22 protein-coding genes and 1 tRNA gene are annotated in these 24,979 nt (G+C 55.9%); 5 read left to right on the forward strand and 18 right to left on the reverse strand.

Going from position 1 to position 24,979, the window contains the following annotated elements:
• Positions 1 to 38: 38 nt before the first annotated feature.
• The 3 genes from ACOOFE_RS23775 to ACOOFE_RS23785 all read right to left on the reverse strand — a co-directional run bounded on the left by ACOOFE_RS23775 (position 39) and on the right by ACOOFE_RS23785 (position 1,694).
• The gene (locus ACOOFE_RS23775) at positions 39 to 659 is read right to left on the reverse strand and encodes a ribonuclease D (protein ID WP_420412337.1); all 621 of its coding nucleotides are present in this window, start codon (positions 657 to 659) and stop codon (positions 39 to 41) included.
• A gap of 170 nt (positions 660 to 829) precedes the next feature.
• Positions 830 to 1,291 carry a c-type cytochrome gene (locus tag ACOOFE_RS23780; protein ID WP_420412338.1) on the reverse strand — a complete coding sequence of 154 codons (462 nt, stop codon included), beginning with the start codon at positions 1,289 to 1,291 and terminating at the stop codon, positions 830 to 832.
• Positions 1,292 to 1,607: 316 nt separating this feature from the next.
• A tRNA-Leu gene (locus ACOOFE_RS23785) sits at positions 1,608 to 1,694 on the reverse strand.
• A gap of 178 nt (positions 1,695 to 1,872) precedes the next feature.
• Here ACOOFE_RS23785 and ACOOFE_RS23790 point away from each other — a divergent pair.
• On the forward strand, positions 1,873 to 2,847 hold the full coding sequence (locus ACOOFE_RS23790; protein ID WP_420415632.1) for a complex I NDUFA9 subunit family protein: 975 nt from the start codon (positions 1,873 to 1,875) through the stop codon (positions 2,845 to 2,847).
• Positions 2,848 to 2,951: 104 nt separating this feature from the next.
• On the opposite strand, the gene ACOOFE_RS23795 is transcribed toward ACOOFE_RS23790, so the two are convergent.
• Positions 2,952 to 3,188, reverse strand: a complete 237-nt coding sequence (locus ACOOFE_RS23795) for a DUF1127 domain-containing protein (protein ID WP_420412339.1) — start codon at positions 3,186 to 3,188, stop codon at positions 2,952 to 2,954.
• A 148-nt stretch (positions 3,189 to 3,336) separates the two neighbouring features.
• On the opposite strand from ACOOFE_RS23795, the gene ACOOFE_RS23800 reads away from it, so the two are divergent.
• On the forward strand, positions 3,337 to 4,365 hold the full coding sequence (locus ACOOFE_RS23800) for a helix-turn-helix transcriptional regulator (protein ID WP_420412340.1): 1,029 nt from the start codon (positions 3,337 to 3,339) through the stop codon (positions 4,363 to 4,365).
• On the opposite strand, the gene ACOOFE_RS23805 is transcribed toward ACOOFE_RS23800, so the two are convergent.
• A complete protein-coding gene (locus ACOOFE_RS23805) occupies positions 4,357 to 5,163 on the reverse strand; it encodes an undecaprenyl-diphosphate phosphatase (protein ID WP_420412341.1) in 807 nt (268 codons plus the stop codon). The two genes, ACOOFE_RS23800 and ACOOFE_RS23805, sit on opposite strands and share 9 nt — an antisense overlap.
• A gap of 192 nt (positions 5,164 to 5,355) precedes the next feature.
• Here ACOOFE_RS23805 and ACOOFE_RS23810 point away from each other — a divergent pair, with 192 nt between their 5' ends.
• From ACOOFE_RS23810 to ACOOFE_RS23820, 3 genes are all read left to right on the forward strand, one after another.
• Entirely contained in the window at positions 5,356 to 6,048 is a 693-nt protein-coding gene (locus ACOOFE_RS23810; protein ID WP_420412342.1) for a glutathione S-transferase family protein, read from the forward strand.
• Between the two features lie 18 nt (positions 6,049 to 6,066).
• On the forward strand, positions 6,067 to 7,227 hold the full coding sequence (queG, locus tag ACOOFE_RS23815) for a tRNA epoxyqueuosine(34) reductase QueG (RefSeq protein WP_420412343.1): 1,161 nt from the start codon (positions 6,067 to 6,069) through the stop codon (positions 7,225 to 7,227).
• 107 nt (positions 7,228 to 7,334) lie between these two features.
• On the forward strand, positions 7,335 to 9,512 hold the full coding sequence (locus tag ACOOFE_RS23820) for a hypothetical protein (RefSeq protein ID WP_420412344.1): 2,178 nt from the start codon (positions 7,335 to 7,337) through the stop codon (positions 9,510 to 9,512).
• Between the two features lie 66 nt (positions 9,513 to 9,578).
• On the opposite strand, the gene fdhF is transcribed toward ACOOFE_RS23820, so the two are convergent.
• The 13 genes from fdhF to obgE form a co-directional block, all read right to left on the reverse strand.
• Complete coding sequence (gene fdhF / locus ACOOFE_RS23825; RefSeq protein ID WP_420412345.1) at positions 9,579 to 12,350, reverse strand: formate dehydrogenase subunit alpha; 2,772 nt, start codon at positions 12,348 to 12,350, stop codon at positions 9,579 to 9,581.
• Positions 12,343 to 12,822, reverse strand: coding sequence for a GNAT family N-acetyltransferase (locus ACOOFE_RS23830; protein WP_420412346.1), 480 nt, complete (start codon positions 12,820 to 12,822; stop codon positions 12,343 to 12,345). Before ACOOFE_RS23830 ends, fdhF begins: the two co-directional genes overlap by 8 nt.
• 4 nt (positions 12,823 to 12,826) lie before the next feature.
• Complete coding sequence (locus ACOOFE_RS23835) at positions 12,827 to 14,497, reverse strand: NAD(P)H-dependent oxidoreductase subunit E (protein ID WP_420412347.1); 1,671 nt, start codon at positions 14,495 to 14,497, stop codon at positions 12,827 to 12,829.
• 407 nt (positions 14,498 to 14,904) lie between these two features.
• Entirely contained in the window at positions 14,905 to 15,435 is a 531-nt protein-coding gene (locus ACOOFE_RS23840; RefSeq protein WP_420412348.1) for an RNA pyrophosphohydrolase, read from the reverse strand.
• 27 nt (positions 15,436 to 15,462) lie between these two features.
• On the reverse strand, positions 15,463 to 16,617 hold the full coding sequence (locus ACOOFE_RS23845; protein WP_209010864.1) for a divergent polysaccharide deacetylase family protein: 1,155 nt from the start codon (positions 16,615 to 16,617) through the stop codon (positions 15,463 to 15,465).
• Positions 16,618 to 16,719: 102 nt separating this feature from the next.
• On the reverse strand, positions 16,720 to 18,048 hold the full coding sequence (locus tag ACOOFE_RS23850; protein WP_141183738.1) for a S41 family peptidase: 1,329 nt from the start codon (positions 18,046 to 18,048) through the stop codon (positions 16,720 to 16,722).
• The gene (locus ACOOFE_RS23855) at positions 18,045 to 19,412 is read right to left on the reverse strand and encodes a murein hydrolase activator EnvC family protein (RefSeq protein ID WP_420412349.1); all 1,368 of its coding nucleotides are present in this window, start codon (positions 19,410 to 19,412) and stop codon (positions 18,045 to 18,047) included. Before ACOOFE_RS23855 ends, ACOOFE_RS23850 begins: the two co-directional genes overlap by 4 nt.
• A 228-nt stretch (positions 19,413 to 19,640) precedes the next feature.
• Positions 19,641 to 20,123 (reverse strand): 23S rRNA (pseudouridine(1915)-N(3))-methyltransferase RlmH, encoded by a 483-nt coding sequence (gene rlmH / locus ACOOFE_RS23860; protein ID WP_420412350.1) that lies wholly within the window; start codon positions 20,121 to 20,123, stop codon positions 19,641 to 19,643.
• Between the two features lie 82 nt (positions 20,124 to 20,205).
• Positions 20,206 to 20,589 carry a ribosome silencing factor gene (gene rsfS, locus ACOOFE_RS23865; RefSeq protein ID WP_141183740.1) on the reverse strand — a complete coding sequence of 128 codons (384 nt, stop codon included), beginning with the start codon at positions 20,587 to 20,589 and terminating at the stop codon, positions 20,206 to 20,208.
• Between the two features lie 232 nt (positions 20,590 to 20,821).
• The gene (locus ACOOFE_RS23870) at positions 20,822 to 21,457 is read right to left on the reverse strand and encodes a nicotinate-nucleotide adenylyltransferase (protein WP_420412351.1); all 636 of its coding nucleotides are present in this window, start codon (positions 21,455 to 21,457) and stop codon (positions 20,822 to 20,824) included.
• Positions 21,454 to 22,734, reverse strand: a complete 1,281-nt coding sequence (locus ACOOFE_RS23875) for a glutamate-5-semialdehyde dehydrogenase (protein ID WP_420412352.1) — start codon at positions 22,732 to 22,734, stop codon at positions 21,454 to 21,456. Before ACOOFE_RS23875 ends, ACOOFE_RS23870 begins: the two co-directional genes overlap by 4 nt.
• Positions 22,735 to 22,786: 52 nt before the next feature.
• Positions 22,787 to 23,926 (reverse strand): glutamate 5-kinase, encoded by a 1,140-nt coding sequence (proB, locus tag ACOOFE_RS23880; RefSeq protein WP_420412353.1) that lies wholly within the window; start codon positions 23,924 to 23,926, stop codon positions 22,787 to 22,789.
• Entirely contained in the window at positions 23,926 to 24,972 is a 1,047-nt protein-coding gene (gene obgE, locus ACOOFE_RS23885; protein WP_420412354.1) for a GTPase ObgE, read from the reverse strand. The genes proB and obgE overlap by 1 nt, the downstream gene beginning before the upstream one ends.
• Between the last annotated feature and the right edge of the window lie 7 nt (positions 24,973 to 24,979).

Consider the following 24,979-nt stretch of genomic DNA (forward strand, 5'->3'; position numbering starts at 1 on the left):
ATTTCCTAAGGCCGCCAACCAACGGATGGGTCCCGCGATCAGGAATGGGCAAAAATATCAGTCTCTTCCCAACCCTTCAGGTCGAGTTCGGCACGTGTCGGCAAAAAGTCAAAACACGCATCGGCAATATGTGTCCGCTCCTCACGCGCCAACATCATATCCAGTTTTTGTTTCAGCGCATGCAAATGCAAAACATCTGAAGCTGCATAGGCCAATTGCGCATCTGAAAGCGTTTCTGCGGCCCAATCTGAGCTCTGTTGCTGTTTCGACAATTCGACCCCGAGCAACTCACGGGTGATATCCTTCAATCCGTGCCGGTCGGTGTAGGTCCGCACCAGCTTGGAAGCGATCTTGGTACACCAGACTGGTGCGACTTGGATGTCCAGATAGTGACGCAATATGGCAACGTCAAACCGTGCGAAATGAAAAATTTTCGGTTTCGACGGATCTGTCATGAGCGCAGCCAGATTTGGCGCTTCCTTTTGCCCTTTGGCGATTTTCACAACATCAGCCGACCCATCGCCGGGTGACAATTGAACCACACATAGCCGGTCGCGATGCGGATTAAGGCCAAGGGTTTCTGAATCCACCGCGACCGCGGATGCAGATTTATAGGCACTCAAATCCGGCAAATCGCCTTTGTGGTAGCGGATTGTCATGTTGCCTTGTCCTTCCGGTTTTCTTGCTCAGGGCCGATGCAAAATTCAATGAACGTATTCGCCGAACGGAGTGTCAGGTAGAGCATGACACCGCCTGGCGCAAGGGTTCCTGCCGCGCGTTGGCGGCTTGAAAACAATGCGCACTGAACCCTTAAGAGCGGCTCAACAGTCTATTTTTCGATCCGGAAAGCTTCGTGGCACGCCTTGCAGGTCTGTGCAAGTTTGCCGAAGACCGCCGCGACAGCCCCTTTTTCCGCACCTTCTCCAGCTTTTATTGCCAATTCGCTAGCCGCCGCCTTCATATCGTTAGAAAAGCCAGCAAACTTATCCCAATCCTGCCAGATTTCCGGCCGTGCTTCCGTTGGTGGCATCAAGCTGCCCTCCGGAAACAAGCGCGTAATTTTATCACCGGAATTCTCGGCAATCGCTTGTGCGGCTCGGCTCAACTCAACAGCATCATAGGGTTTCTGGCCACGCAGCATCTGACCGGCGAGTTTCATATTGCCGCCGATAGCTTCCATAGCGTCCATCCGCTCTTTGACGATACCGGTTGCACTGCTATGGGCAAACACGATCGCACTTGCCAGACAAACCGCGAGAGCGGCACCACCCAAAAGTTTTACAAGCCGCATGACGGCAGTCCTCTCAACTGGATAGACGGACGGCGTGTTGCAGAAAGCATCTTAGATGCAACGATCTCAGCGCGACCGCCATTTCCCCCAAGCATCTGGCCCACAATTAATAAGATGTCCATAGGTGCGTAATCCTGCCGCATACCTGTGACAGGACTTTCAAAGATTTGCCTTGCCGGAAAGGGACCAGGAATGGGCTGCATATATGCGGCAATCGTGCACGGGAACGTTATCTCGACAGATACGAAAAAAGCCCCGGAAACCGGAGCTTTTTCGAAGTGTTTCGGATCGAACTGGATGATCTGAAACGTATGTTTGGTGCCCAGGAGAGGACTCGAACCTCCACGCCCATAAGGGCACTAGCACCTGAAGCTAGCGCGTCTACCAGTTCCGCCACCTGGGCTGTGAGGGAGGCTTCTAAGGGGCTGCCCTGTCCTTGTCAATCACTGGCCGATACTTTTTTTGTTCATTCCCGCCCAGCCCTTCACACACTGCGCGCAAAGGTCTAAGAGACGGGGGGAAAATTCCGGCATAATGTTTGCGGGAAACAGCTTTTGGACGCGACAAAAGGCATTTTCAAGATGTCCACACCCCTCAACGGTAAACTCGTCACAGTATTTGGCGGCTCTGGATTTTTGGGCCGGCACATCGTTCAGGCTCTGGCACGGCGCGGTTACCGTGTGCGCGCGGCCGTCCGCCGCCCGGATCTGGCCAGCCATCTTCAACCGCTTGGTGCTCCAGGTCAGATTATGGCCATCCAGGCCAACCTGCGTTACCGCTGGTCTGTCGACCGGGCGCTGCAGGGATCAGATGCGGTCGTCAATGCCGTCGGCATTCTGGCACCAACCGGCAAGCAAAGCTTCGATGCCGTTCAGGCGTTCGGTCCACGCGCCATTGCCGAAGCTGCGCGGGCGGCCGGTATCAACGCGATCACGCATATTTCCGCTATTGGAGCGGACGCGGAAAGCTCTTCAGCCTACGCCCAGACAAAAGCTGCCGGCGAAGCCGGAGTGCTTGAGACGTTGCCGGAGAGTGTCATTCTGCGGCCGTCCATCGTCTTCGGGCCAGAAGACGATTTCTTCAATCAGTTTGCCGGGATGGCCCGGTTTTCGCCTGTGCTGCCACTGATCGGCGGCGGAGCCACCAAATTCCAGCCGGTTTATGTCGGAGATGTTGCCGAAGCGGTCGCCCGCGCTGTCGATGTCGATTTGAAAGCGGGCGCTGTCTATGAACTCGGTGGCCCAGAAGTTAAAAGCTTCAAAGAGTGCCTGGCGGAAATGCTGGACGTTACCCGGCGCTCCCGTGTGCTTTTGCCGATCCCGTTCGAGATTTCCTCTGCCATGGGCAAGGTGATGCAACTCCTGCCGGGTGCACCGCTGACAGCCGATCAGGTGGAACTTTTAAAGACCGACAATGTGGTTTCCGAAACTGCAACTGCCGACAACCGGACACTCGCCGGCATAGGCATCACCCCGGCCACCACCGCAGCGATCCTGCCGTCCTACCTCGACCGGTTCCGTGAACACGGCCAATATGACGCGCATAGAGCCGTCTAGTCTGGACACGTCAGTCACGTGATGATGTTAAAAGGCGGGCAAGGCCCGCCTTTTTCGTTTTCCTGGCCATATCGGTTGGCCGCCAACTGGTTTCGCACAGCCAGTTACACATTCCAGTACCCTGCTCCCAATCGGTCATGATGCAGTTTCCGGTAGCCATCATGTGTCCGCACCAAACCAATGTCCTGGAGCTCCTGCGCGTTCAAATTGGCCAGAGCCCGTTCGGTAGCCCGACGGCGCCGATAAAGCTGGACGCCTGCGGCCAGAGCACGAAAGGCAATGAAGACAAGACTGCGATTGTTGGCACGGCGGCGGAATACAGTATCGATCTCAAGGCTCATCTCACTTCTCCTGAACTTCCTTCACCCCGGTTTCTCCGGGGATGTGGACACCATGACAGGGCAATCCTGACAGCTGTGAGTCATGTTTGATCTCGTTCTGTTCTCGAGCTAAGATTTTTTTCGCCACAACCTAAAAGAGCTTTGTTCCATGAATCCGATTGAGCGTGCGCTCGGCATCTTGCTGCTTCTGACCGGCGGTAAACTCGTCCCTGCGACTGTCCTTGCGGACCGGTTTCAAGTCTCCTTGCGAACCGTTTATCGGGACATCGACCGGCTGATTGCGCTCGGCGTTCCCATCGATGCCGAACGGGGGGCCGAAGGCGGCTACCGGCTGGCACAGGGCTACCTGCAGCCCCCAGTCGCGCTCACTCGCAACGAGACTGCAGCACTTTTGACTGCTATGGCCCTAGTGCGCTCCAGCCGCACCGTCCCGCTCGCCGATGACCTCGGCTCTGCGGAGAAAAAGCTCTTGGCAACCCTGCCAAAGACCGTCCATGGCTTGTTGAAAGACGCAGACCGGATTGTTGGTATCGAACCGATCCCACCAGACATTTTTCACTCCGGAACAAAAGCCGAGCCAAACGATGCCTGGCAAAATGCTCTCGACGGTTTCATGACCGGAATTCTGGAAACACGCCGCGTCCGGTTTGAGCATTTCAATCCGTCCCGGAATGCCCGCAAGGGACATGATGTGGAACCGCTCGGCGTCATGTTCGACCGGGATCTTTGGTATCTTGCCGGCCGCTGCGTCGACACCGATACACTCAAAGTCTACCGCGCTGACCGGGTCCACGACCTTGAAATCAGTGGTTTCCGCTTCCGGCCGCCAAAAGAGTTTTCCATTCAGTCCTTGCTTGGCGGCACCTGGTTATCAGAGGCCATGCGCCGCTGGGAGCGCGAAGAAGACATTGCGAAAATCAGGATCACAGCAGCACAAGCAAAAAAACTCAGCGCGGACTGGTACTACCGCCACGCGGTGTTCACCTCTATGGCGGACGGAGATGTTCTGATCAGCATCCCGAGCACCAACCGCGCCCGGATCCTACCTCTGGTCCGCTGGTTGGGCCCCGGAGCAGAGCTTTTGGAACCGGCTCATTTGAGGCAAGAGCTGGCGGAGGAACTTTCATCGCTCACAGCCTGCTACGCCCCGGCACAAACTTTTGATCGATCAGCCTAGGAAATAAAGGCCCGCAAAGCCCGCCAGGCCGACAATGATCCGCCACCAGGCAAAGGCGGCAAAGCCATGGCGGGAGACAAAGTCCAGGAGGCCTTTGACCACAAAGACACCGGCTATGAAAGAGGCAACAAATCCGATGCCGATCAGCATTACATCATCCATAGAGATGACATTGCGGTTTTTGAAAAGATCATAGGTGAAGGCACCGGCCATAGTGGGCATTGCCAGGAAGAACGAGAATTCAGCCGCTGACCGTTTGTCTGTCCCCATCAAAAGAGACCCGGCGATGGTGGCCCCGGACCGCGAGACACCGGGCACCATGGCAAGACATTGGCAAAACCCGATCTTGAGGCACAGCGACAGTGGGTAATCCATGACATTGGTATAGACCGGCTTTAGCGGCAGCCGGTCGATCCAAAGCAAGATAATGCCGCCAAGCAACAAGGTGGTGCAAACCAAAGCTGGTGTTTCGAACAAGACACCTTTGATGAAACCATGGGCCATCACACCGATCACAGCCGCTGGCAGAAAAGCAATCAAGATCCCCAAAACAAACCGCCGGCTGGCCGGATCGCTTGGCAGCGCAGTCGCCAATGTCCAAAGCCGGGCGGAATACACCGAGAGAATCGCCAGGATAGCCCCCAGCTGAATCAGCACTTCAAAAGTTTTTCCAGTGCTTTCAAATCCAAGAAAGTGGCCGATGAGCAGCAAATGCCCGGTCGAGGATACCGGGATGAACTCGGTCAACCCCTCAACCACTCCCAAAATGAGAGCATTTACAATCGTTTGGCCATCCATTGTGTATCAGGTCTCCAAAAGCCTTGATGGAATGCGGGAAGGTCCGCTAAGTCTCGCGACGAATTTCGACCGCCTATTTGCCGGACCCAAAGACCTCCGTCAAACCCTTGATAACCATATCTGAGGCAAACTGCCCTGCCATGACGGCTTTCCGGCATAGTCTTGCCACAGTTCAGGCTCTTAAACGCTTTCATGCTGACCCTTTATCATCACCCGTTTTCTCCCTCCTCCCGGTTCGTTCGACTGATCTTGAGCGAATATGGCGCTGCGTTTGAAGAACAACATGTCAATCCTTGGGAACGTCCTCAGGATTTGTTGATGCGCAATGCCGCGGGCACGATCCCGGTCATCGTGGAAAACGAAGGGCCGGCCATCTGTGGCCCTGGCCCAATCATGGAATATCTCGATGAAACCCGCGGTTATGCTGTGGGAGAACGGCGTTTGATGCCCGATCATCCCGATGCGCGTGCAGAGACCCGCCGGCTCGTGGAGTGGGCACTTGGCAAATTCGATGTTGAAGTCATTGGCCATTTGGTGCGCGAGCGGATCTACAAGCAAATCATGCCGAAATCGGCTGGCGGCGGTGAGCCGGATTCAGCAGCCCTGCGGGTCGCGAGGGCCAACATCAATCATCACCTGAAGTATTTCGGCTATCTGGTTGCTTCACGCCGCTGGATTGCGGGCGACCGGCTTTCCTTCGCCGATTTTGCATTGGCAGCTGGCCTGTCCTGCGCCGATTATCTCGGCGAAGTGAAGTGGAACACGGAAGAGGATATCAAAAACTGGTATGCGCGGGTAAAATCCCGGCCCAGTATGAGACCGCTCTTGGGCGAAAAGGTTCTGGGCATGCCACCTGCCCCGGCCTACGCGGATCTCGATTTTTGATGTGTGTTGGAAACCCCGTTGGACGCCAAGACCGAAAAACTTCTGACGACCTTTACAGCCAAGGCGACCGCGCTCGGATTTGATAGCCTAAAGATCGCGCCGGCCGACAGCATTCCGGAAGCGAAAGCCCGGCTGCAGAAATTTCTCGCTCAAGATTACCACGGTACCATGGCCTGGATGGCTGAGACTGCCGAACGCAGGTCTTCACCGCAAGCGCTCTGGCCAGAGGTGGCGTCGGTCATCATGCTGGCAATGAACTACGGTCCGGACAATGCACCGGAAAACCACCCGCTCGCGCACCTTAATGACAAAGGAACTGGCGGGATTTCGGTGTATGCCCGCCACCGGGACTATCACGACATCATCAAGGGCCGGCTAAAAGAACTGGCCAGTTTTCTGATTTCCCGGGCGGGCGGCGATGTGAAGGTGTTTGTCGACACGGCTCCAGTGATGGAAAAGCCCCTTGGCCAGGCCGCAGGCCTTGGCTGGCAGGGTAAACACACCAATTTGGTCTCCCGCGAACTCGGGTCCTGGTTTTTTCTTGGATCTATTTTCACGACGCTTGACCTGCCAGCGAGCGGTGCGGAGGCGGACCATTGCGGCTCCTGCAGATCCTGCCTCGACGCCTGTCCGACTGACGCCTTTCCCGCGCCGTATCAGCTCGATGCGCGCCGCTGTATTTCCTATCTGACGATCGAGCATCCGGGACCTATTCCAATGGAATTCCGGAAAGCTATAGGCAACCGGATCTACGGCTGTGACGATTGCCTAGCTGCGTGTCCCTGGAACAAGTTTGCACAGGCGGCCAATGAAGCAAAACTGATCGCCCGAGACGATCTAATATCTCCGCGATTGGCCGATCTCCTAACTCTTGATGATCCCACCTTCCGGAAGCTTTTTTCCGGGTCTCCGGTCAAGCGGATTGGCCGGAACCGGTTTTTGCGCAACGTCTTGATTGCTGCAGGGAATTCTGACGATACCAGCCTACAAGACATGATCACGACACATTTGGAAGATCCAGATGACACGGTCCGCAGCACTGCTGTTTGGGCGCTAAGTCAGCTGGTGGAACCGGATGAATTCAACAAACAGTGCCAACAAGCACTTCAATCAGAAACCAGCGATCTGGTCCGCCGCGAATGGCAGGCCGGTATCCAAAAAAGTGATCTCCAGCTTTAGGCCACCTCATCGTGAGATTGGTCTATAGTCATGACAAGGCCGAAAGCTTCTTCCCATAGACAGTCCCCACCGGCTGGCTTTCCTTCTGTTCCTCAGGAGCCTCAAAAATGTATTTATTTAATGTCCGCTCAAATTGCTCGAACTCCTATAGAACTCCATTGCGCAGTGCCGGATTGCTAACGGTCAGTGCTGCGATCGCGCTTTATGCCGGCAATGCAGCTGCACAATCAAAAGGGCTGGACGCTTTCAACGCCTATGTCAGCGGCTTAAAAAACCTTGGTCTTACAGTTGAAAACGGCGCCATCGATTATGACGGCACAACGGACACGTTGGCGATCTCAGATACCACGCTCGGGTTTCGCGGCACGATAGCCGACATCCCCGCTGACAAAGCTGATATGAGTGGTAACGACACCACTCCGAAGTTGGATCCGCCGAAAAAAACAGACCTGACCTATGAAATGTCTTTTTCGTCGGGGACAATGACCATTGTCGGTTTATCGGAAGACAACAACGTCTTTGCCGCCGAAAGCTGGACATACTCCGATGACAGCAGCCTATCGATTTCTGCAAAGGTCAAAGGTGAAGGCCGGTTCAAAGTAGACGGCCGCCTGGCCGGAACAATGGCAGAAAATTACAGGTTCACGATGCCCGAGCTTCCGGCTGAAGATGCGAAGCGCCCGGCAAGCCGCTGGCTGCCCTTTATGAAAACCACCCTGTTGGCGTCTTACGATGAGGTCCGCGTCGATTCCACTGCGCTCACCCTTGAAGCTTATGCCGAAGAGGGCGATCGTGAACTTCTTGTTGCTTCCGGGACGATGCAGCTGGACGGCTACAAAATGGCTGGTGCGGACAATGGCCGAATTGAACTTTATTCACTCGACAAGCTGTCCCAGACACTACAGACGCTGGATGCGGCCTCCGGCCAGATGCTTGTGCAAACGACCACGCAAGGCAAAACCGTTTATGAGGGCGTGGACGCCAATCCGTTGATCGCGCTGTTTGATCCATCGGTTCCGGAAAAAGATGAAAAACTGACAGTCATTCGCCAAGGGTCCGCGGTTGATTATGTCAGCAGTCAGGAACTTGGTGACGGTATTGCACTGAAGATCACTGTAGACCGCAATTCACTCAGTGATTTCACCATCCAAAAGCGTGAAAGTGATATTCTGGGTCTCCTTGATGGTGTCTTCACCGGCGAAACGCCGGAACCGCAGAAACTGATCACCAGCCTTTTCCAGATCTATCGGTCATTTGGGATTGCCGATGCCCGTGTCTCCGGTATTGGGCTTGAGGTCACCAACCCTGAAGAGGACATGACAGTGAACGCCACGATCAAGGAAGTGGCTGTTACCGATTTCAATTCCAATGGCATTGGTGAAATGATGGTCGTCGGCCTTAGCGCTCCTGACCTTCCCGAAGGCGCCGCTGTATCCCTTGATTGGGCTGCCATTGGAGGCATTGAGTTTGCTGACTTCGATCCGATGGAAGCCATGATTTCCACTTTGATCGAAAATCCGGACTACGGCGACGACAACCCCTTAGAAGTCGTTCGCGCTTTCATGCCTCATTCGTTCGGATATGAGCTTGCAGGACTTAAAGTGGTTGTTCCAGATTACGGACTGTCTCATATCGGGCGCGCCGAAATGAAGGTTTCCACCACGGTTCCGCCGATCCCGACCAGCTATTATGCCAAAAATGAGGGTATCCAGGTTCCGGTCGCTACTCTTGACGACGAGGACATGGAAAAGTTCTTGGAGGCCCTTGGGATCACAGAAATTGTTTGGTCTGATGAGACCCGGCTTTACTGGGATGAAGCCACCAAGGAACTCAATTTGGAGCGTTTGACCTTCGAAATGGAAGGTGTTGGAAGGGCGGAGGCGTCGGTCCGTTTTGCCAATGTACCAAAAGCGTTGTTTGAAGACCCGGAAGGACAAGGCCAAATGGCGCTGGTTGTGGCCCAGTTTGTTGAGGCCAAGATCAGTTTCACCGATGATGGTGTTACTGAAAACGGGTTAGCCCATATTGCTGGACAAGAAAACATCCCGGTCAACGTTTTCCGTGAAGCGCTGGCAGAACAGGCAGCAGAAGCAACAGCGCCAATTCAGAATGCAGCGTTTACGGATATGGTCCGCACGGCCGTCTCTGATTTCTTGAAAAACCCTGGAGAAATCTCGCTCACTCTGACCCCGTCAGCGCCGGTTCCAGTGGCGCAAATCGTGGGCAGCCTGGCAGCTCCACAAACACTTCCGGATCTGTTGAACGTGAAGGTCAAAGCGAACTGAACAAGTGACCAGAGTCTAATAACAAAAAAGGCGGCCACTGGCCGCCTTTTCAGTCTTTGCTCCAGCCTATTCGGCCGCTTGCTGATGTTCTGCCGCGGATATCCGTGCGGCGCAGAACTTGAACTCTGGGATCTTGCCAAAGGGATCCAGCTGCGGATTTGTCAAGAAATTCGCTGGGGCTTCAAAGAAGCAGAACGGAATGAACAGCATGCCCGCCGAAACATCCCGATCAGCCCGGAGCGTGAGTGTGATCGCGCCACGGCGCGTTTCAACCGTCACCTGCTGGCCGATTTCCAGCCCCTGAAGCTTGATGTCACGCGGGTTCATCGAAACAACGGGTTCCGGCTCTATGGCATCCAGGACGGCCGCCCGGCGGGTCATTGCTCCAGTGTGCCAATGTTCCAGCATCCGGCCCGTGGTCAAAACCAGCGGGAAGTCCTCATCCGGAGTTTCATCCGGCGGCACAAGATCCGTCGGGACGATTTTGCCGCGGCCATCGGAAGTCGGGAACGATTGACCAAACAAGATTTCGTTACCTGGCGTGTCCGGACTGTCCGCCGGGTAGGTTACTGTGCCTTCCCGCTCCAGACGCTCCCACGAGATGTTCTGGATCGATGCCATATGGGACCGCATTTCTTCGTAGATTGCCGGAACACCATCGTAGGACCAGTTCAAGCCGAGGCGGTTGGCAATCTCGATGATCAGCTCCCAGTCCGCCCGAACCTCACCTGGCATAGGCACACATGGCTGACCAATCTGAACCTGGCGGTTAGTATTTGTGTAGGTGCCGAGCTTTTCCGCATGAGCGGACGCCGGCAGGATCACATCCGCATGCCAGGCGGTTTCAGTCAGGAAAATATCCTGGACAACCAGATGCTTCAGGCTGGCCAGTGCCTTGCGGGCGTGGTTCTGATCCGGGTCTGACATTGCCGGGTTTTCACCCTGAATGTACATCGCCTCGATGCCGCCGGCCAGAATGTCGTCCATGATCTCAACGACCGTCAGCCCTCGCACTGGATCGAGCGTCCGTCCCCAGGCATCTTCATATTCCGCGCGGATATCGGCGTTCTCAACCGAGCGGTAATCCGGAAACACCATCGGGATCAGGCCGGCATCAGATGCGCCCTGCACGTTGTTTTGACCGCGCAGCGGGTGCAGGCCGGTTCCCGGACGGCCAATCTGACCGGTGGTCAGCGCCATAGCAATCAGACAGCGGACATTGTCCGTGCCGTGCACATGCTGGGAAACACCCATGCCCCAGTAAATGATCGAACGCGGGCTTGTGGCGTAAATCCGGGCCACCTCGCGCAGAGTGCCGGCCTCAATGCCGCAGACCGGCTCCATGGCTTCCGGAGTGAAGTCCTGGATTTTCTCCTTTAGCGCTTCAAAACCATCAACATGAGCCGCGATATACTGCTCGTCATAGAGCTTTTCAGTCACAATCACATTGAGGATGGCGTTGAGCATGGCAACGTCCGTCCCCGGCTTGAAAACCAGGCTGTAATCGGCATGACGCATCAGGCCTTGACCACGCGGATCCATGACAATCAGCTTGGTGCCGTTTTTCGCTGCCTGCTTGATGTAGGTCGCGGCCACCGGATGGTTCTGTTCCGGCCGCGCACCGATCACAATCATGCAATCGGCGTCTTCTGCGGCATTAAATGGTGCTGTCGTTGCCCCAGAACCAATGCCTTCCATCAGCGCAGCCACAGACGAAGCATGGCAAAGCCGCGTGCAGTGATCGACGTTATTGGTTTGGAACCCCTGCCGGATCAGCTTCTGGAAAAGATAAGCCTCTTCGTTTGAGCCCTTGGCAGAGCCAAAACCCGCAATGCCTGCACCACCTTTGGCGTCGAAAGACGTTTTCAGACCATTTGCCGCCCGATCGAGCGCCTCTTCCCAAGTCGCCTCCCGGAAGACGTCCAGGTAGTTGTCGAGGGTCATGGAGATATCGCCGCGTTTGGGCGCATCATCCCGGCGGATGAGTGGTTTGGTCAGCCGCTCCGGACTGGACACATAGTCAAAACCGAAACGGCCCTTCACACAGAGGCGGTTTTCATTTGCCGGGCCATCGCGGCCTTCAACACTGACGATCTTGCCGTCTTTGACCGAGACAGAAGTCAAACAACCGACCCCGCAGAACGGGCAAACGCTGTCGATGGTTTCTTCCGGATAGACTTCTCTGGTCGTCGCGGTAGCGTCCAACAGGCTCTTTTCCATCAGCGCCCCGGTCGGGCAGGCAGAAACGCATTCCCCGCAGGCCACGCAGGTGGAGATCCCCATCGGATCTGCCAGATCGAAGACAGGCGCAACATGCGAACCGCGGTCGGCCATGCCGATGACATCGTTGACCTGGACTTCCCGGCAGGCCCGTTCACACAGATTACAAGCGATACAGGCGTCGAGATTGACCGCGATTGCCGGATGGGAGATGTCCTGCGCTGGCTTTTCACAAGGCGCAAAGCGGCTGGATGTGACACCAACCGCATCAGACCACTTCCAGAAATCACTTTCCGGATCAGGGTGTTGATCGCGGCTCGGCTGATCGGACGCCAGCAATTCGAAGACCATCTCGCGCGCTTTGGACGCCCGCTCAGTGGCGGTTTGAACCACCATGCCTTCCGCGGGTGTCCGGATACAGGAGGCGGCCAAAGTACGCTCGCCCTCAACATCGACCATACAGGCGCGGCAATTGCCGTCAGAACGATAACCCGTTGCATCCTTGTGGCACAGATGCGGAATGGCAACGCCTACGCGTTTGGCCACTTGCCAGATGGTCTCACCATCTTCAGCTGTTACGGTTTTGCCGTCGAGAGAGAAGGTAATCTGCTCAGTCATTCAGGGTCTCTCCTGCCAGCGCATCAAGGGTGTCTTCGCCCCACCTCAAATACCGCTTTTGTGTATCCACCGCACCAAGGCGCTCATAAAGCCGGGCCGCATCCGGGTTGTTCGCATCCACCGTCAAATCCAGTCTCGGTGCACCACGTTTTCTGGCCTCTTTTGCGCAGGCCCTCAACAAGGCTTCGCCAACCCCGCGCCCACGTGCGGCTTCTGTGACGAAAATGTCTTTGATGAAATAGGCCGGATTGGTCTGGCCAGCCGGAAACAACGGCGACATAGTCGCGTGCCCCAAGAGGGCGTCCCCGTCTTCGGCAATCAGAAACACCAGATCCGCATACTCCTGAAATCGTCTGTTCAGGCGCTCGGACACCACCAAGGGGTCAATATCTCCGCCGTAGTGGTGTTCCATCTGGGTAATCAAGCCAGCAAAACGGTCCAAGTCATCGGCAACGACAGGACGAATGATCATTCTGCTAAAACTCCTCGGAAAAGAATTTTAGCACGGAGGCCACTGGGTTGCTCGCCGCTTGTCCCAGACCGCAAATTGAGGCGGACCGCATGACCGCATCCAGGTCGGCGATCTTGTTCTTGTCCCAATCGCCATTCGCCAGAAGCTGTTCCATCTTGTCCGTGCCCGACCGGCATGGCGTGCACTGACCGCAGCTTTCGTGCTTGAAGAAACGCATCAGATTGAGCGCGGCATCGCGCATATCGTCTTGATCGGAAAAAACAACGATCGCGTGGCTCCCAATGAAACAACCGTGTTTGTCGAGCGTACCGAAATCGAGCGGCTCATCAGCGAGGGACGCAGGCAGTATACCGCCAGACGCCCCGCCAGGCAGATAGCCCTTGAAGCTGTGCCCCTCTTCCATGCCGCCGCAGAATTCGTTGAGCAGCTCATTCATGGTGATCCCGGCAGGTGCCAGTTTTACACCCGGTTCCTTGACCCGTCCGGACACCGAAAACGACCGAAAGCCCTTGTGGCCCCGGCGGCCTTGTTCGGCGAACCATTCAGGCCCTTTTTCAACAATGTCTCGGATCCAAAAGAGGGTCTCAACATTGTGATTGAGGGTTGGACGGCCAAAGAGCCCAACCTGGGCAATGAACGGCGGGCGATGGCGCGGCAGGCCACGTTTGCCTTCGATCGATTCGATCATCGCGCTTTCTTCACCGCAGATATAGGCACCAGCGCCACGGCGCAATTCGATATCGATTGAGGTGATGATTCCTGCAGCCCGTAAAGCGGCGATTTCGGTCTTCAGGATTTCAAGAACCGCTGGATATTCATCACGCATATAAAGATAAACGCGATCAGCTGAAATCGCATGGGCCGCAACCAGCGCTCCTTCCAAGAGCCGGTGCGGGTCACTTTCCAGATGATAGCGGTCTTTGAACGTACCCGGCTCGCCCTCATCGCCATTGATGGTCAGATATTTCGGGCCTGGCAAATCATTGACGATTTTCCACTTGGTACCGGTCGGAAAGCCCGCGCCACCCAGGCCGCGCAAACCGGCTGCGAGCGCCATGTCCGCTATATCTGCCGCAGCCAACTCACCGGATCGTATGCGCTCAAGCACATTGTAGCCACCGGCAGACTTGTAAGCATCGAGTTTTGTGTATTCCGGAATGACAGGGTCAACAGAGCCTTCAAACAACGTCGCGCGAACGGACATTTCACTGGCGTTGTCGACAGCCCGTTTGCCAACCTGAACAGCCGGTGCACTGGCACAGCGGCCGATGCACGGCACTTTCTGGATGCGAACGTTTTTGGGGTCAACGCCACTTTCCAACGCTGCAGCCAGTTCATCAGCCCCCTTCAGGGAACAAGCAATGCTGTCGCATACCCGCACGGTCACAGGCGCTGGTTTGGTCTCATCCTCACGAACGATATCGAAATGATGATAGAAGCTCGCGACTTCGTAGATCTCGGCTTGAGACAGACGCATTTCTGCTGCGAGTGCCCGCATGTGCCGGGCCTCCAGACAGCCATAGGCGTCTTGAAATTTATGCAAATGCTCGATCAACAGATCGCGGCGGCGCGGCTCATCCCCCAACAGGTTCCGAACCTCGGCCAAAGCCGCATCTTCTAATTGACGCCCTTTTGGCTGGGACGGCTTGCGTGAAAGCCCCTTGCCGAAAGACATTGGCGTTTACTCCCGGAATGATTTCGTTGGCCGGATGTTATTCGCCGGGACCAGGCCTTTCTGTTTGAAAAACGACAATTGCCGCTCTAAAGCTGACGCTTTAGGGTCTGTTGAGTATCAGGATTTGGAGCATGGTATGAGCGAAAATCGTTCGGATTGAGAAGCAATGCCGCCGGAAAGGCTGCGCCTTTTCAAGGCTTTGCGCCATGGAGCCGGGCGATTTTCGCCATATCCCTTTCAGGACGCAGTGTATTCGGCCACTGAAAGCGTCAGTGGGCCCTTGAGGAGGTTACTCCACAGCGGTCCCTCTTCCTTTTCAGCGGCCGAATACACGTCGCGCCATGCCCGAAACCTGATACTCAACAGACCCTAAGACAAGCTGTTCACATTGCAGATATTTTTTCAGGTCAGATCGTCAAGTGCGCAAAAGCTGCGACGACCTTTTCATAAACTGGCCGTTTGAATGGCACGATAAGATCAGGAACACGGGAGACATCTTCCCAACGCCAGTCATCAAACTCAGCCGAATGGCCATCTGGCGGCGTCAAAATATTGATTTCGTCATCAGACCCATCGAACCGGTAGGCCAGCCACCTTTGGGCTTGTCCACGGTGTTTTCCTTTGCGCGTGTTGCGCAGGATTTCATCCGGATAATCATAGGCAAACCACTCTGGCGCCTCTTCCAAAAGTGTCACCGAATGGATTGATGTTTCTTCATAAAGTTCGCGGCGTGCTGCTTTTTCTGGCGTTTCGCCGGCATCAATGCCGCCTTGCGGCATCTGCCACTTGTAATCGTAACCGTTTTTGTTCGCTTCTTGAGACCGGCTGCCGACCCAGATTTTGCCCTGGCGGTTAATCAGCATAATGCCGACACACGGCCGGTACGGCAGGCCATCCACAGCTTCAGGATACCCTGGTCCAAAATCCAATTTTGTCACGAAAAACCTCGTTCGAAATACCGGATGCTATTTGTTTTCCCGGTCAATCGTTGCACTGACTGGGACAAGCTGCAGGCCACGCTGCTCCAGATCCTGAACCCATTCTTCCAGTTGACGTACTGTGACCGGTAGTGCTGAACCGGCAGCAACCGCAAATCCGCGCGCCCGGGCCACACTCTCCAGCTGAAGCAGCTTTGCATCGATATTGCTCTCACGCGGGACTTCATCAAGCACCACATCAACCCCGCTGAAGGGCATGCGAACGTCAGCGGACACTTCGCCTGCGATGCTGCGCGATGTCGTCCCATTGTCAACGAACATCAACCCGCGGGATTTCAATTTTTCGAGCAGAAACTGCATGGATGGTTTTATCGATGTATACCGTGCGCCCATCTCACCAATGACACCGACATAGTTGGTGACCCGTGTCAGCAAAAACGCCAGTCTGTCGAGAAGTTCTGCCGGCTTTAAACTGACAAGCAGCGTATGTGGCCCTGGATCATTGTCCGGGAAATCAAAGGGTTCCAACGGGATTTGCAACAACAGTTCATGGCCTTTCATCCGGGCCTGCTGCATCCAAAGATCAAGGTCCGAACCATAGGGCGCCAATGCAAATGTCACATCGGGCGGCAAACGGTCGATCGCGTTTTGTGTTCCAGCTTCGCTCAAGCCGAGCCCCGTGATAACGACCGCAATTTTTGGAATGGACGTAAATTCCGTCGCGATTGGCCGCGAATAAGCATCAAGCGGGCGCACACCGGCGTCACTGATCATTGGCAAGAAGCCGTAATCGGACCGTTCACTCACTCTGGTGTCTGGATTGATCGCCAGTCCCGTGATTGGCGCGTCATATTTCAGCCCATCCGGACGGATGATCATTTCATAGCGCGGTCCAAGGAAATCTCCGCCGTTCTGTGGGCGTAAATTCGGGCCAAGTTCCCCTCCGACTGTTGGCCGGATCTCAACAACTTCAATATCTTGCGAGGTGATCCCTTCAACAACTTCGTCCAGAGGCAGAACCGCGACCGGTTCGCCGCCCAGAGGATCGTCAACCACTAGAATCCAAATAAGCGCCGTTGTGAAAACGACACTTATCAAACCCGCACCAATCAAACCAAACGGTAGCCTGACCAGCCGCCGTTTTCCCATTCCTAAGGGAGCTGTGAGATCTTCGCTCGCCATACCGTCCGGAGCCTTTTGGCCGGCGGGTTGCCGGCTCGATCGTTGTTATTTGATACGCAGAACGAATGGAAAAGCGCGCCGTAACCGGCGCGCCTTGAAATTTTAGTTCGGAACCGCTGCCGTGTCCGCAATCGGCGGGAACGCGCTGTTGACCTGAACGCCACGGAGGAGATCCAACGCAAGGTTCAACTGAGTGTCGTCTTTCGGATCCGGCGGGACATAAGCCTGGCTGCCGGATTTTTCTTCGCCGTCAGCTTCCAAGTGGCCACGCAGGCCCGCTTCGCCCTTTGTGTTGACCCGGCCGACGAGTTCTTCAGGCAGTTCCTGCAGCGCTTCAATGTCCGGCACGATGCCCTTAGCCTGAATGGACGTTCCAGCGGGTGTGTAATACCGCGCGGTTGTCAGACGGATCGCGCCATTGGCCCCAAGGGGGATAATCGTCTGGACAGACCCTTTACCGAAGGACCGCGTCCCAAGGATGGTGGCCCGGCGGTGATCCTGCAGAGCACCTGCAACAATTTCAGAAGCAGACGCAGACCCGCCATTGACCAGAACAATCACAGGCTTGCCACCGGTCAAGTCACCAGCGCGGGCATTGTAACGCTGAGTTTCTTCAGCTTCACGGCCACGGGTCGAAACAATCTCACCGCGATCCAAGAACGCATCGGATACCGCGATGGCCTGATCCAGCAATCCACCTGGGTTGTTGCGCAGGTCGATGACAAAGCCCTTCAGCTTGTCCTTACCGATCTTCTCTGCAGTTGTTTCCAAGCCCTTTTTCAGGCCATCGAAGGTCTGTTCGTTGAACTGGGTTACGCGGACATACCCAATATCATCCTCTTCGCGCCAGCGTACCGAACGGATCCGGATAATGTCGCGCGTGATCGTGATTTCAAGCGGTTCAACGCGGCCATCACGGCGGATGCTGACCACGATATCGGTGTTAACCGGACCACGCATTTTTTCCACGGCTTCGTTCAAGGTAAGGCCCTGAACCTGTTCGCCATCGATATGTGTGATCAGATCACCCGCCAGAACACCTGCTTTGGCTGCAGGCGTATCGTCAATCGGCGACACCACCTTCACCAGACCATCTTCCATGGTCACCTCGATGCCGAGACCGCCGAACTCGCCACGGGTTTGAACTTGCATGTCGCGGAAGCTCTTTGGCGACATATAGCTGGAATGCGGATCAAGGGAGGTCAGCATCCCGTTTATGGCGCTCTCAATCAACTGAGCATCATCAGGAACTTCCACATAATCCGACCGTACCCGTTCAAAGACATCTCCAAACAGATTCAATTGCCGGTACGTATCCGTTGCAGCGGCATTGGCCTCCGCCGAAACATGGAACGGCATTTGGGACAAGGTGGTCACAGCTGCTGCCCCCATCAGGGCACCTGCCAGCAGCAAGGAAGCTTTCCGTATCATCCGCGAGCCTTTTCTTCTTCTGTGCGCGCCCACCACGGGGTGGGATCGACCGCACGGCCGTCCTTCCGAAATTCAACATATAATATCGGCTGGGTCGAGCCCAAACCGAATGTGGAGGCGCTAGCCCATTGCGTTGCCCCCATAACGCCAACCGGTTCCCCGGCCAAAACAAATTGCCCCAGCTCTGCATCTATCCGGTCCATGCCGGCCAGGAGAACATGGTATCCGTCTCCGGTGTTCAGGATCAAGAGCTGACCATAAGACCGAAACGGCCCTGAATAAACCACCCAGCCATCCGCTGGCGAGGTCACATTCGACCCCGGACGTGTTGCAATCGACTGGCCTTCCGTTACGCCGCCGAATTCGTCTTCCTGCCCAAAATCCTTGAGCACCGTTCCCGAGACAGGTTGCGGCAATCGGCCGAGGGCGTCTTGAAACGCAATTGCCGGAGCCAAACGGCCTGGATCGGAGAACGGATCAAATTCACGCGATCTTGTCCGGCCAGTTTTCAAGGCCGCCTGTCTGGATTTTTCCGCCGCCTCGCGTGCGCTGTCGATTTCAGCTTCCAAATCTGCAATCAGTTCCTTGAGTGAACCTGCCCTGGCGGCTAATTCTTCAGCCCGGCGTTTCTCATCTGCAAGGACTCGAACTGTTTTAGTATGTTCCAGCCTTTTGGCGCTCAGGAGAAGTTCAAGCCGCGACTTTTCCTCAGCCAATCGCATTGCATCGCCGCGAAGACGGCGTTCTTCCTTAGCAATGACAGCCTTAAGCCGTTGTAATTCTTCAAGATCGGCCGCAAGCGCCTCGGTTTCTACCCTCAGTTCCGGCATCACCGCATTTAACAGAATCGCGCTGCGAACTGCCGACAATGCATCGCTTGGCCGGACAGCGAGCGCTGGCGGCGGCCGACGGCCGATTCTTTGAAGTGCCGCGAGCACTTCAGCGAGGACATCCCGGCGCGCAATCAAGGACAGGCGGACCGCATCTTCATTTTCACCGAGGCTGCGCAGGCGCCGTTCGGTGTCGGTCAACTCCGTTTCCAGCCCGCGGATGGTATCGGCCGTATTGATAATTTTGGCGTTCAGCGTATCCCGATCCCGGTCCAAAGTTTGGATTTCCCGGGCAATTGCGGCCTGCCTGTCGGCTGAAACGGTAATGTCGGACGTGAGGGCTGCAAGTTCCTTTTCCCGCAGATCTCTTTTGGCGATGGCCGCTTCAATTTCAGGTGAATTGGCCTTAACTTCGACCGTTTCCGGATCTGTTTGCTCCGTTGCAACTGCAGTCGACGGGCCTAAAGCTGCGCACATCACGATACCGCCAAGGAACAACTTGGCTCTGCCAAGCTCCTTCAGCGCGAATAGCACACCCCTGCCCGGATCTGTTATCAACGTGCCTCTAACTCCCATTCGGCCTACAATTTGCGATACCGTCATCGTGTTAACGAACCGTTTACCCTGGTATCCAATTCGTTAATGCAGCAATATTTGTCCACCAATTGCAGCCGTTTTTTCTCTACGCTGGGAATGCGGCGATATGCTGGCAAACTTTTGTGTTTGGGAAAACCGTGAGATTCATCCGTTGATAATGCGGTGTCATACTCGATGATATGGATGCCCAGACTGAATAGTGATCGCCCTATAGATCTGTTCGGCCAGCAGTATCCGGGCAATTTGGTGCGGCCAGGTCATCGCGCCCAGAGCGAGCTTTAGATCTGCGCGCGCAAGCATCTCCTGCCCGTGCCCATCGGCTCCACCGATCGCAAAAACGATGTCTGGGATGCCATCATCCTTCCAGGTTTCCAGACGCCCTGAGAACGCTGGACTGGTTAGGTTCTTCCCGTTTTCATCTAATACCACAAGCTTGGCACCTGACGGCACCGCCTGAAGGATCGCCTTTGCCTCTTCGGCTTTGCGGTCTTCTGCCCGCTGGTCACGGCTTTCTGGCAATTCGGTGATCGTAACATCAGTGACGCCGAGCGCGCGTCCAGCCTTACGCGCTCTGTCCAGATAACGGTCGAAAAGATCTTTATCTGCACCCGCTTTCATGCGGCCAATGCAGATGAGTGAGAAGCGCATAAAATCCCCGCCGGATAAATTCCGGTGTTACGGCTGCGTCGACAATGTCACGAGATTCTTGGTTTAGAACCTCGATCCGGGATTAGCCGATGAATTGCGGAGCTTCATCCGTTTCCGGGGCCCACATCTTTTCCAGATTGTAAAAGCCACGAACTTCAGGACGGAAGATGTGAATGATCACATCGCCTGCATCAATCAGTACCCAGTCGCAAGTGGTCTGGCCTTCCACAGTTGGATTGCCGTGCCCTGCAGATTTCAGATCGCGCTGCACATGGTCCGCAATCGCCCCAACATGACGATGGGAGCGTCCGGACACAATCACCATGTGATCTGCCAGGGAACTTTTTCCTGCGATGTCGAGAGTAACGAGGTCCTCGGCTTTGGAATCTTCTAAGCTCGCAAGAACCGTATCGAGGAGGCCTGCCGCAAGGTCTGCGCCTACGGAAGCCTTCAGAGGAGTGGACATATCTGTCCGCCCACTTTCAATGGACATAGTCAGGTGGAGTGCCTTTCACTTTGGTTTCTGTCCTGCGTCCAACGTCGTCACGAACTTGATGGTTCGGCTTTGTACGTCACCCGTTTTGGCGCCAGGACCGGTTCATCGGTACACGATCGCTTCCTCCGGCGATCAATTAACATAATACCGCGTCCCACTGGGCAATTTCAAGACAACAGAGTTTTCACAAGGATGTTTAGCGTTAACGGCTCGAACGTTGCCGCAAATCTGTTGACGAAGATTGGTCGAGCGCCGTGTGCAAAAATGTCCAAACCGGCGGTTCCATTTCTGGCAACAATGCGGCGTCTTCTTCCGGAAGGCGATGCTTTTCAAAGGCTTTTGCCATTGGCGAGGACATGACAGATAAAGATGCGCCGGGCCTGTCGACCACGGCAACTGGCACTGCCCCCAATATCCCCCGCCAATCCTGCCAGCGGTGGAAATCGGCCAAATTGTCAGCACCCATGACCCAAACGAATCGCACAGCCGGGTTCCGGGAGCGCAGCGCCTGAAGCGTTTTGGCCGTATAGGGCGTGCCGAGCACTTTTTCGTGCGCGGTCACCTTCATCCGCGGATGGTTGGCCAGTGACTGTGTCTGTTGCAACCGGTTTTCCAGCGGCGCAAGATCTGAGTGGCTCTTGAGCGGATTGCCAGGAGTGACGAACCACCAGACCTGATCCAGGCCCAACCGTTTCAAAACCGTGTCCGCCACCATCTTGTGACCGGAATGCGGTGGATTGAACGACCCACCGAAAATCCCGATACGATTGCCCGCTTCACAATGTGGCAGTTTCAGCCAGTCCCGACTTCGGGCCTGGCTGGAGGAAGACTTGCTCATGGACGAATTTGGCCCGTCCCATGCACTTTGTATTTGAAGCTGGTGAGCTGTTCGACTCCAACCGGCCCGCGGGCATGCATCCGCCCGGTGGCAATGCCGATTTCTGCGCCCATGCCGAATTCGCCACCATCGGCGAACTGAGTCGAGGCGTTGTGCAATACAATCGCGGAATCAACTTCTGCCTGGAACCGGTCAGCGGCAGCCTGATCTTCAGTGATGATGCAATCGGTGTGATTGGACCCGTATTTAGCGATATGCGCAATCGCTGCATCAAGATCCGGCACGATCATCGCGGAGAGAATCTTGTCCAGATACTCCGTCGACCAATCCTCTTCGCTCGCTTCCAATACGCCTGAGCCAATCTTCTGAACTTCGGCATCGCCGCGGATTTCGCAGTCGCCTTCGTTGAGGGCATTCAGGATGGCCGGCAGATGGCTTTCAACAATATCTTCGTGCACAAGCAGCGTTTCCAGTGCACCACAGATACCCGTCCGGCGGAGCTTGGAATTCTTCACGATTGCGACGGCCTTTTCCAAGTCTGCGGCTTTATCGACAAAGATATGCACCAGACCTTCGAGGTGCGCAAAGACAGGCACACGCGCTTCGGTCTGAACGCGCTCGACAAGACTGCGGCCACCACGCGGAACGATCACATCCAGATTGCCATTCAGCCCGCGCAGCATTTCACCGACGGCTGCTCGATCAGTCACCGGCACGATCTGGATCGCATCTTCCGGCAGGCCTGCCTCCGCAAGGCCCTTTTGCAGCGCTGCGTGGATCACCTTGTTGGAGTGGATGGTGTCGGAACCGCCACGCAAAACAACCGCATTGCCTGCCTTGAGGCACAACGCTCCGGCATCGGCGGTCACATTCGGCCGGCTCTCGTAGATCACCCCGATTACGCCAAGCGGTGTGCGAACCCGTTCGATCTTGAGGCCGTTCGGGCGGTCCCAAGCTGCCATCACGCTGCCGACGGGATCTTCGAGCGCAACAATGTCTTCCAGTGCCTTGGCTATCGCTTCGATGCGCTCTTCATTCAAGGTGCCACGATCCAAGAACGCAGCGGTCTGGCCATTGGCCTTCATCGCCTCAACGTCTTTGGCGTTGCCTTCAAGGATAGCTGGGATCGCTGCCCGAACAGCCTTTGCCATTGAAAGCAAAGCCGTGTTCTTGGCTTCGGTTGGGGCATTGGCAAGCACCCGGCCAGCAGCCCGCGCGCGTGTGCCGATCTCCGCCATCAAAGCTTCCGTCGACAATGCCTCAACCTTATCCAACATTCCTTCAACTCCTGTTTGGCGATTTTCTCATTCACCGCCTTATGTGGTGTTTTTAACTTGTTCCGTTCAAAAAGCCATCTTCCAGGACCAGATCGTCCCGGTGGATCATTTCCGCGCGCCCCGGATAACCGACGATGGCCTCAATTTCCCGGCTGTTGCGCCCGGCAATCAATTGCGCTTCTTCCATGTCATAGGCAATCAATCCACGACCGATCACGGCGCCTTCAGGTCCCAGAACCTTCACCGCATCCCCGCGGCTAAAGGCACCTTTTACAGTCGTCACACCGGCAGGGAGAAGGCTCTTGCCGGATTTCAGTGCTTTCACTGCACCAGCATCCAGACCGATCTGACCGCGCGGCTCCAATGTGCCACCGATCCAGGCCTTTCGGGCACTGGCCGGTGTCGCAAGTGCCGGGAACCAAGTGGCCCGCGCGCCCTCATCCAGGCGTTTGAGCGGATTAAGCTCCTTGCCGGACGTAATCACCATAGAGGTGCCAGCAGCGGTCGCAATCTTGCCGGCGTCGATCTTTGTTTTCATGCCGCCGCGCGACAGTTCTGAGCCGGCACTGCCGGCCATCGCTTCGATTTCGCCCGTAATTCTGGGAACTTCCGGCAGGAAGACCGCGGACGGGTCCTGCTGCGGCGGCGCTGTGTAAAGGCCATCAATATCGGATAAGAGCACCAGGCAATCAGCACTCGCCATGGTCGCCACGCGGGCTGCCAGACGGTCATTGTCGCCGTACCGGATTTCGGAGGTCGCAACGGAATCGTTTTCGTTGATGATCGGCACCGCGCCAAGCTTCAACAACGTGCCGATCGTGGCGCGGGCATTGAGATACCGCCGCCGCTCTTCTGTATCGCCAAGGGTCAACAGAATCTGTCCAGCCTTGCGTCCATGGGCGTCCAGCGCATCCGCATAGGCTTTGGCAAGCGCAATTTGACCAGCAGCCGCTGCTGCCTGGCTCTCTTCCAGTTTCAGCGGTCCCTTGGGCAATCCCAAAACGCCACGACCGAGCGCAATCGAGCCGGAGGACACCAGCAGAACTTCCGCCCCAGCCTCAAGAAGACCGACGACATCTGAAATCAGCGCTTCCAGCCAGTCGCGTTTCAGCGCACCGTCCTCGACAAGCAGCGCCGAGCCGATTTTGACCACAATCCGGCTGTGGGTCTTCAGGGTCCGCAGATCCGACATTACGGATGCCATCCCTCCTGCTCAGGCGCAGGCACCTGATTGGCAGCTTCTTCTTTGTCCCGGTCGATCGCGCGCACGATCATGCGCAGCGCCCGGTCGACATTCAGACCACTCGCCGAAGATAAAATGAGGGGCTTTTGGCCGCAAGCGGCTTCCAGACTGGCTGCTTGATCCGCAATCAGCTCTTCGTTCAAGGCATCACATTTGGACAAGGCGACGATCTCAGGCTTGTCGGTCAGGCCCGCGCCATAGGCTTCCAGCTCACCGCGCACCACCTTGTAAGCTTCGCCGGGATCTTCCTCACCCGAGCCATCTACTAGATGAAGAAGAACACGGGTGCGCTCAACATGACCTAAGAAGCGGTCGCCGAGACCGGTGCCCTCATGGGCACCTTCGATCAAGCCGGGAATATCAGCCATGGCAAAGCTGTTGCCGTCGATCTGGACAATGCCGAGGTTCGGGTGCAGCGTCGTGAAAGGATAGTCGGCAATTTTCGGTTTGGCCGCAGATACGGTCGACAAGAAGGTCGACTTGCCGGCATTGGGCAATCCCACAAGCCCGGCATCAGCAATCAGTTTCAAACGCAGCCAGATCCATTTTTCCTCACCTTCAAGTCCTGGGTTGGCCCGGCGCGGCGCCTGGTTGACCGAAGATTTAAAGTGGGCATTGCCGAAACCACCGTTACCGCCGCGTAGCAGATGCACTTTCTGACCAATCTCTGTCAGGTCGGCGATAATGGTTTCGTTGTCCTCTTCGAGGATCTGGGTTCCCACCGGGACTTTCAAAACGGTATCGTCACCATGCGCGCCCGTCCGGTTCTTACCCATGCCGTGAATACCAGTGCCAGCTTTGAAATGCTGCTTGTAGCGGTAGTCGATGAGCGTATTGAGACCATCGACACATTCCACCACGACGTCACCGCCTTTGCCACCGTCGCCGCCATCGGGGCCACCATACTCAATATACTTCTCTCTTCGGAAAGAGACGCAGCCCGCACCGCCATTGCCGGAACGCACATAGACCTTGGCCTGATCGAGGAATTTCATTGTTTTT

The sequence above is a fragment of the Roseibium sp. genome (assembly GCF_965216085.1).
Lineage (GTDB): Bacteria > Pseudomonadota > Alphaproteobacteria > Rhizobiales > Stappiaceae > Roseibium.

What these genes read in the sequence shown, in the direction of transcription:
- rlmH (WP_420412350.1), bottom strand. Translation starts at nt 20,123, where the DNA reads ATGCGCTTCTCACTCATCTGCATTGGCCGCATGAAAGCGGGTGCAGAT.
- proB (WP_420412353.1), bottom strand. Translation starts at nt 23,926, where the DNA reads ATGTCGGATCTGCGGACCCTGAAGACCCACAGCCGGATTGTGGTCAAA.
- ACOOFE_RS23790 (WP_420415632.1), top strand. Translation starts at nt 1,873, where the DNA reads ATGTCCACACCCCTCAACGGTAAACTCGTCACAGTATTTGGCGGCTCT.
- ACOOFE_RS23805 (WP_420412341.1), bottom strand. Translation starts at nt 5,163, where the DNA reads ATGGATGGCCAAACGATTGTAAATGCTCTCATTTTGGGAGTGGTTGAG.
- ACOOFE_RS23820 (WP_420412344.1), top strand. Translation starts at nt 7,335, where the DNA reads ATGTATTTATTTAATGTCCGCTCAAATTGCTCGAACTCCTATAGAACT.
- ACOOFE_RS23875 (WP_420412352.1), bottom strand. Translation starts at nt 22,734, where the DNA reads ATGTTGGATAAGGTTGAGGCATTGTCGACGGAAGCTTTGATGGCGGAG.
- ACOOFE_RS23795 (WP_420412339.1), bottom strand. Translation starts at nt 3,188, where the DNA reads ATGAGCCTTGAGATCGATACTGTATTCCGCCGCCGTGCCAACAATCGC.
- ACOOFE_RS23845 (WP_209010864.1), bottom strand. Translation starts at nt 16,617, where the DNA reads ATGGCGAGCGAAGATCTCACAGCTCCCTTAGGAATGGGAAAACGGCGG.
- ACOOFE_RS23810 (WP_420412342.1), top strand. Translation starts at nt 5,356, where the DNA reads ATGCTGACCCTTTATCATCACCCGTTTTCTCCCTCCTCCCGGTTCGTT.
- ACOOFE_RS23835 (WP_420412347.1), bottom strand. Translation starts at nt 14,497, where the DNA reads ATGTCTTTCGGCAAGGGGCTTTCACGCAAGCCGTCCCAGCCAAAAGGG.
- ACOOFE_RS23780 (WP_420412338.1), bottom strand. Translation starts at nt 1,291, where the DNA reads ATGCGGCTTGTAAAACTTTTGGGTGGTGCCGCTCTCGCGGTTTGTCTG.
- obgE (WP_420412354.1), bottom strand. Translation starts at nt 24,972, where the DNA reads ATGAAATTCCTCGATCAGGCCAAGGTCTATGTGCGTTCCGGCAATGGC.
- ACOOFE_RS23870 (WP_420412351.1), bottom strand. Translation starts at nt 21,457, where the DNA reads ATGAGCAAGTCTTCCTCCAGCCAGGCCCGAAGTCGGGACTGGCTGAAA.
- ACOOFE_RS23850 (WP_141183738.1), bottom strand. Translation starts at nt 18,048, where the DNA reads ATGATACGGAAAGCTTCCTTGCTGCTGGCAGGTGCCCTGATGGGGGCA.
- ACOOFE_RS23800 (WP_420412340.1), top strand. Translation starts at nt 3,337, where the DNA reads ATGAATCCGATTGAGCGTGCGCTCGGCATCTTGCTGCTTCTGACCGGC.
- ACOOFE_RS23775 (WP_420412337.1), bottom strand. Translation starts at nt 659, where the DNA reads ATGACAATCCGCTACCACAAAGGCGATTTGCCGGATTTGAGTGCCTAT.
- fdhF (WP_420412345.1), bottom strand. Translation starts at nt 12,350, where the DNA reads ATGACTGAGCAGATTACCTTCTCTCTCGACGGCAAAACCGTAACAGCT.
- ACOOFE_RS23830 (WP_420412346.1), bottom strand. Translation starts at nt 12,822, where the DNA reads ATGATCATTCGTCCTGTCGTTGCCGATGACTTGGACCGTTTTGCTGGC.
- rsfS (WP_141183740.1), bottom strand. Translation starts at nt 20,589, where the DNA reads ATGTCCACTCCTCTGAAGGCTTCCGTAGGCGCAGACCTTGCGGCAGGC.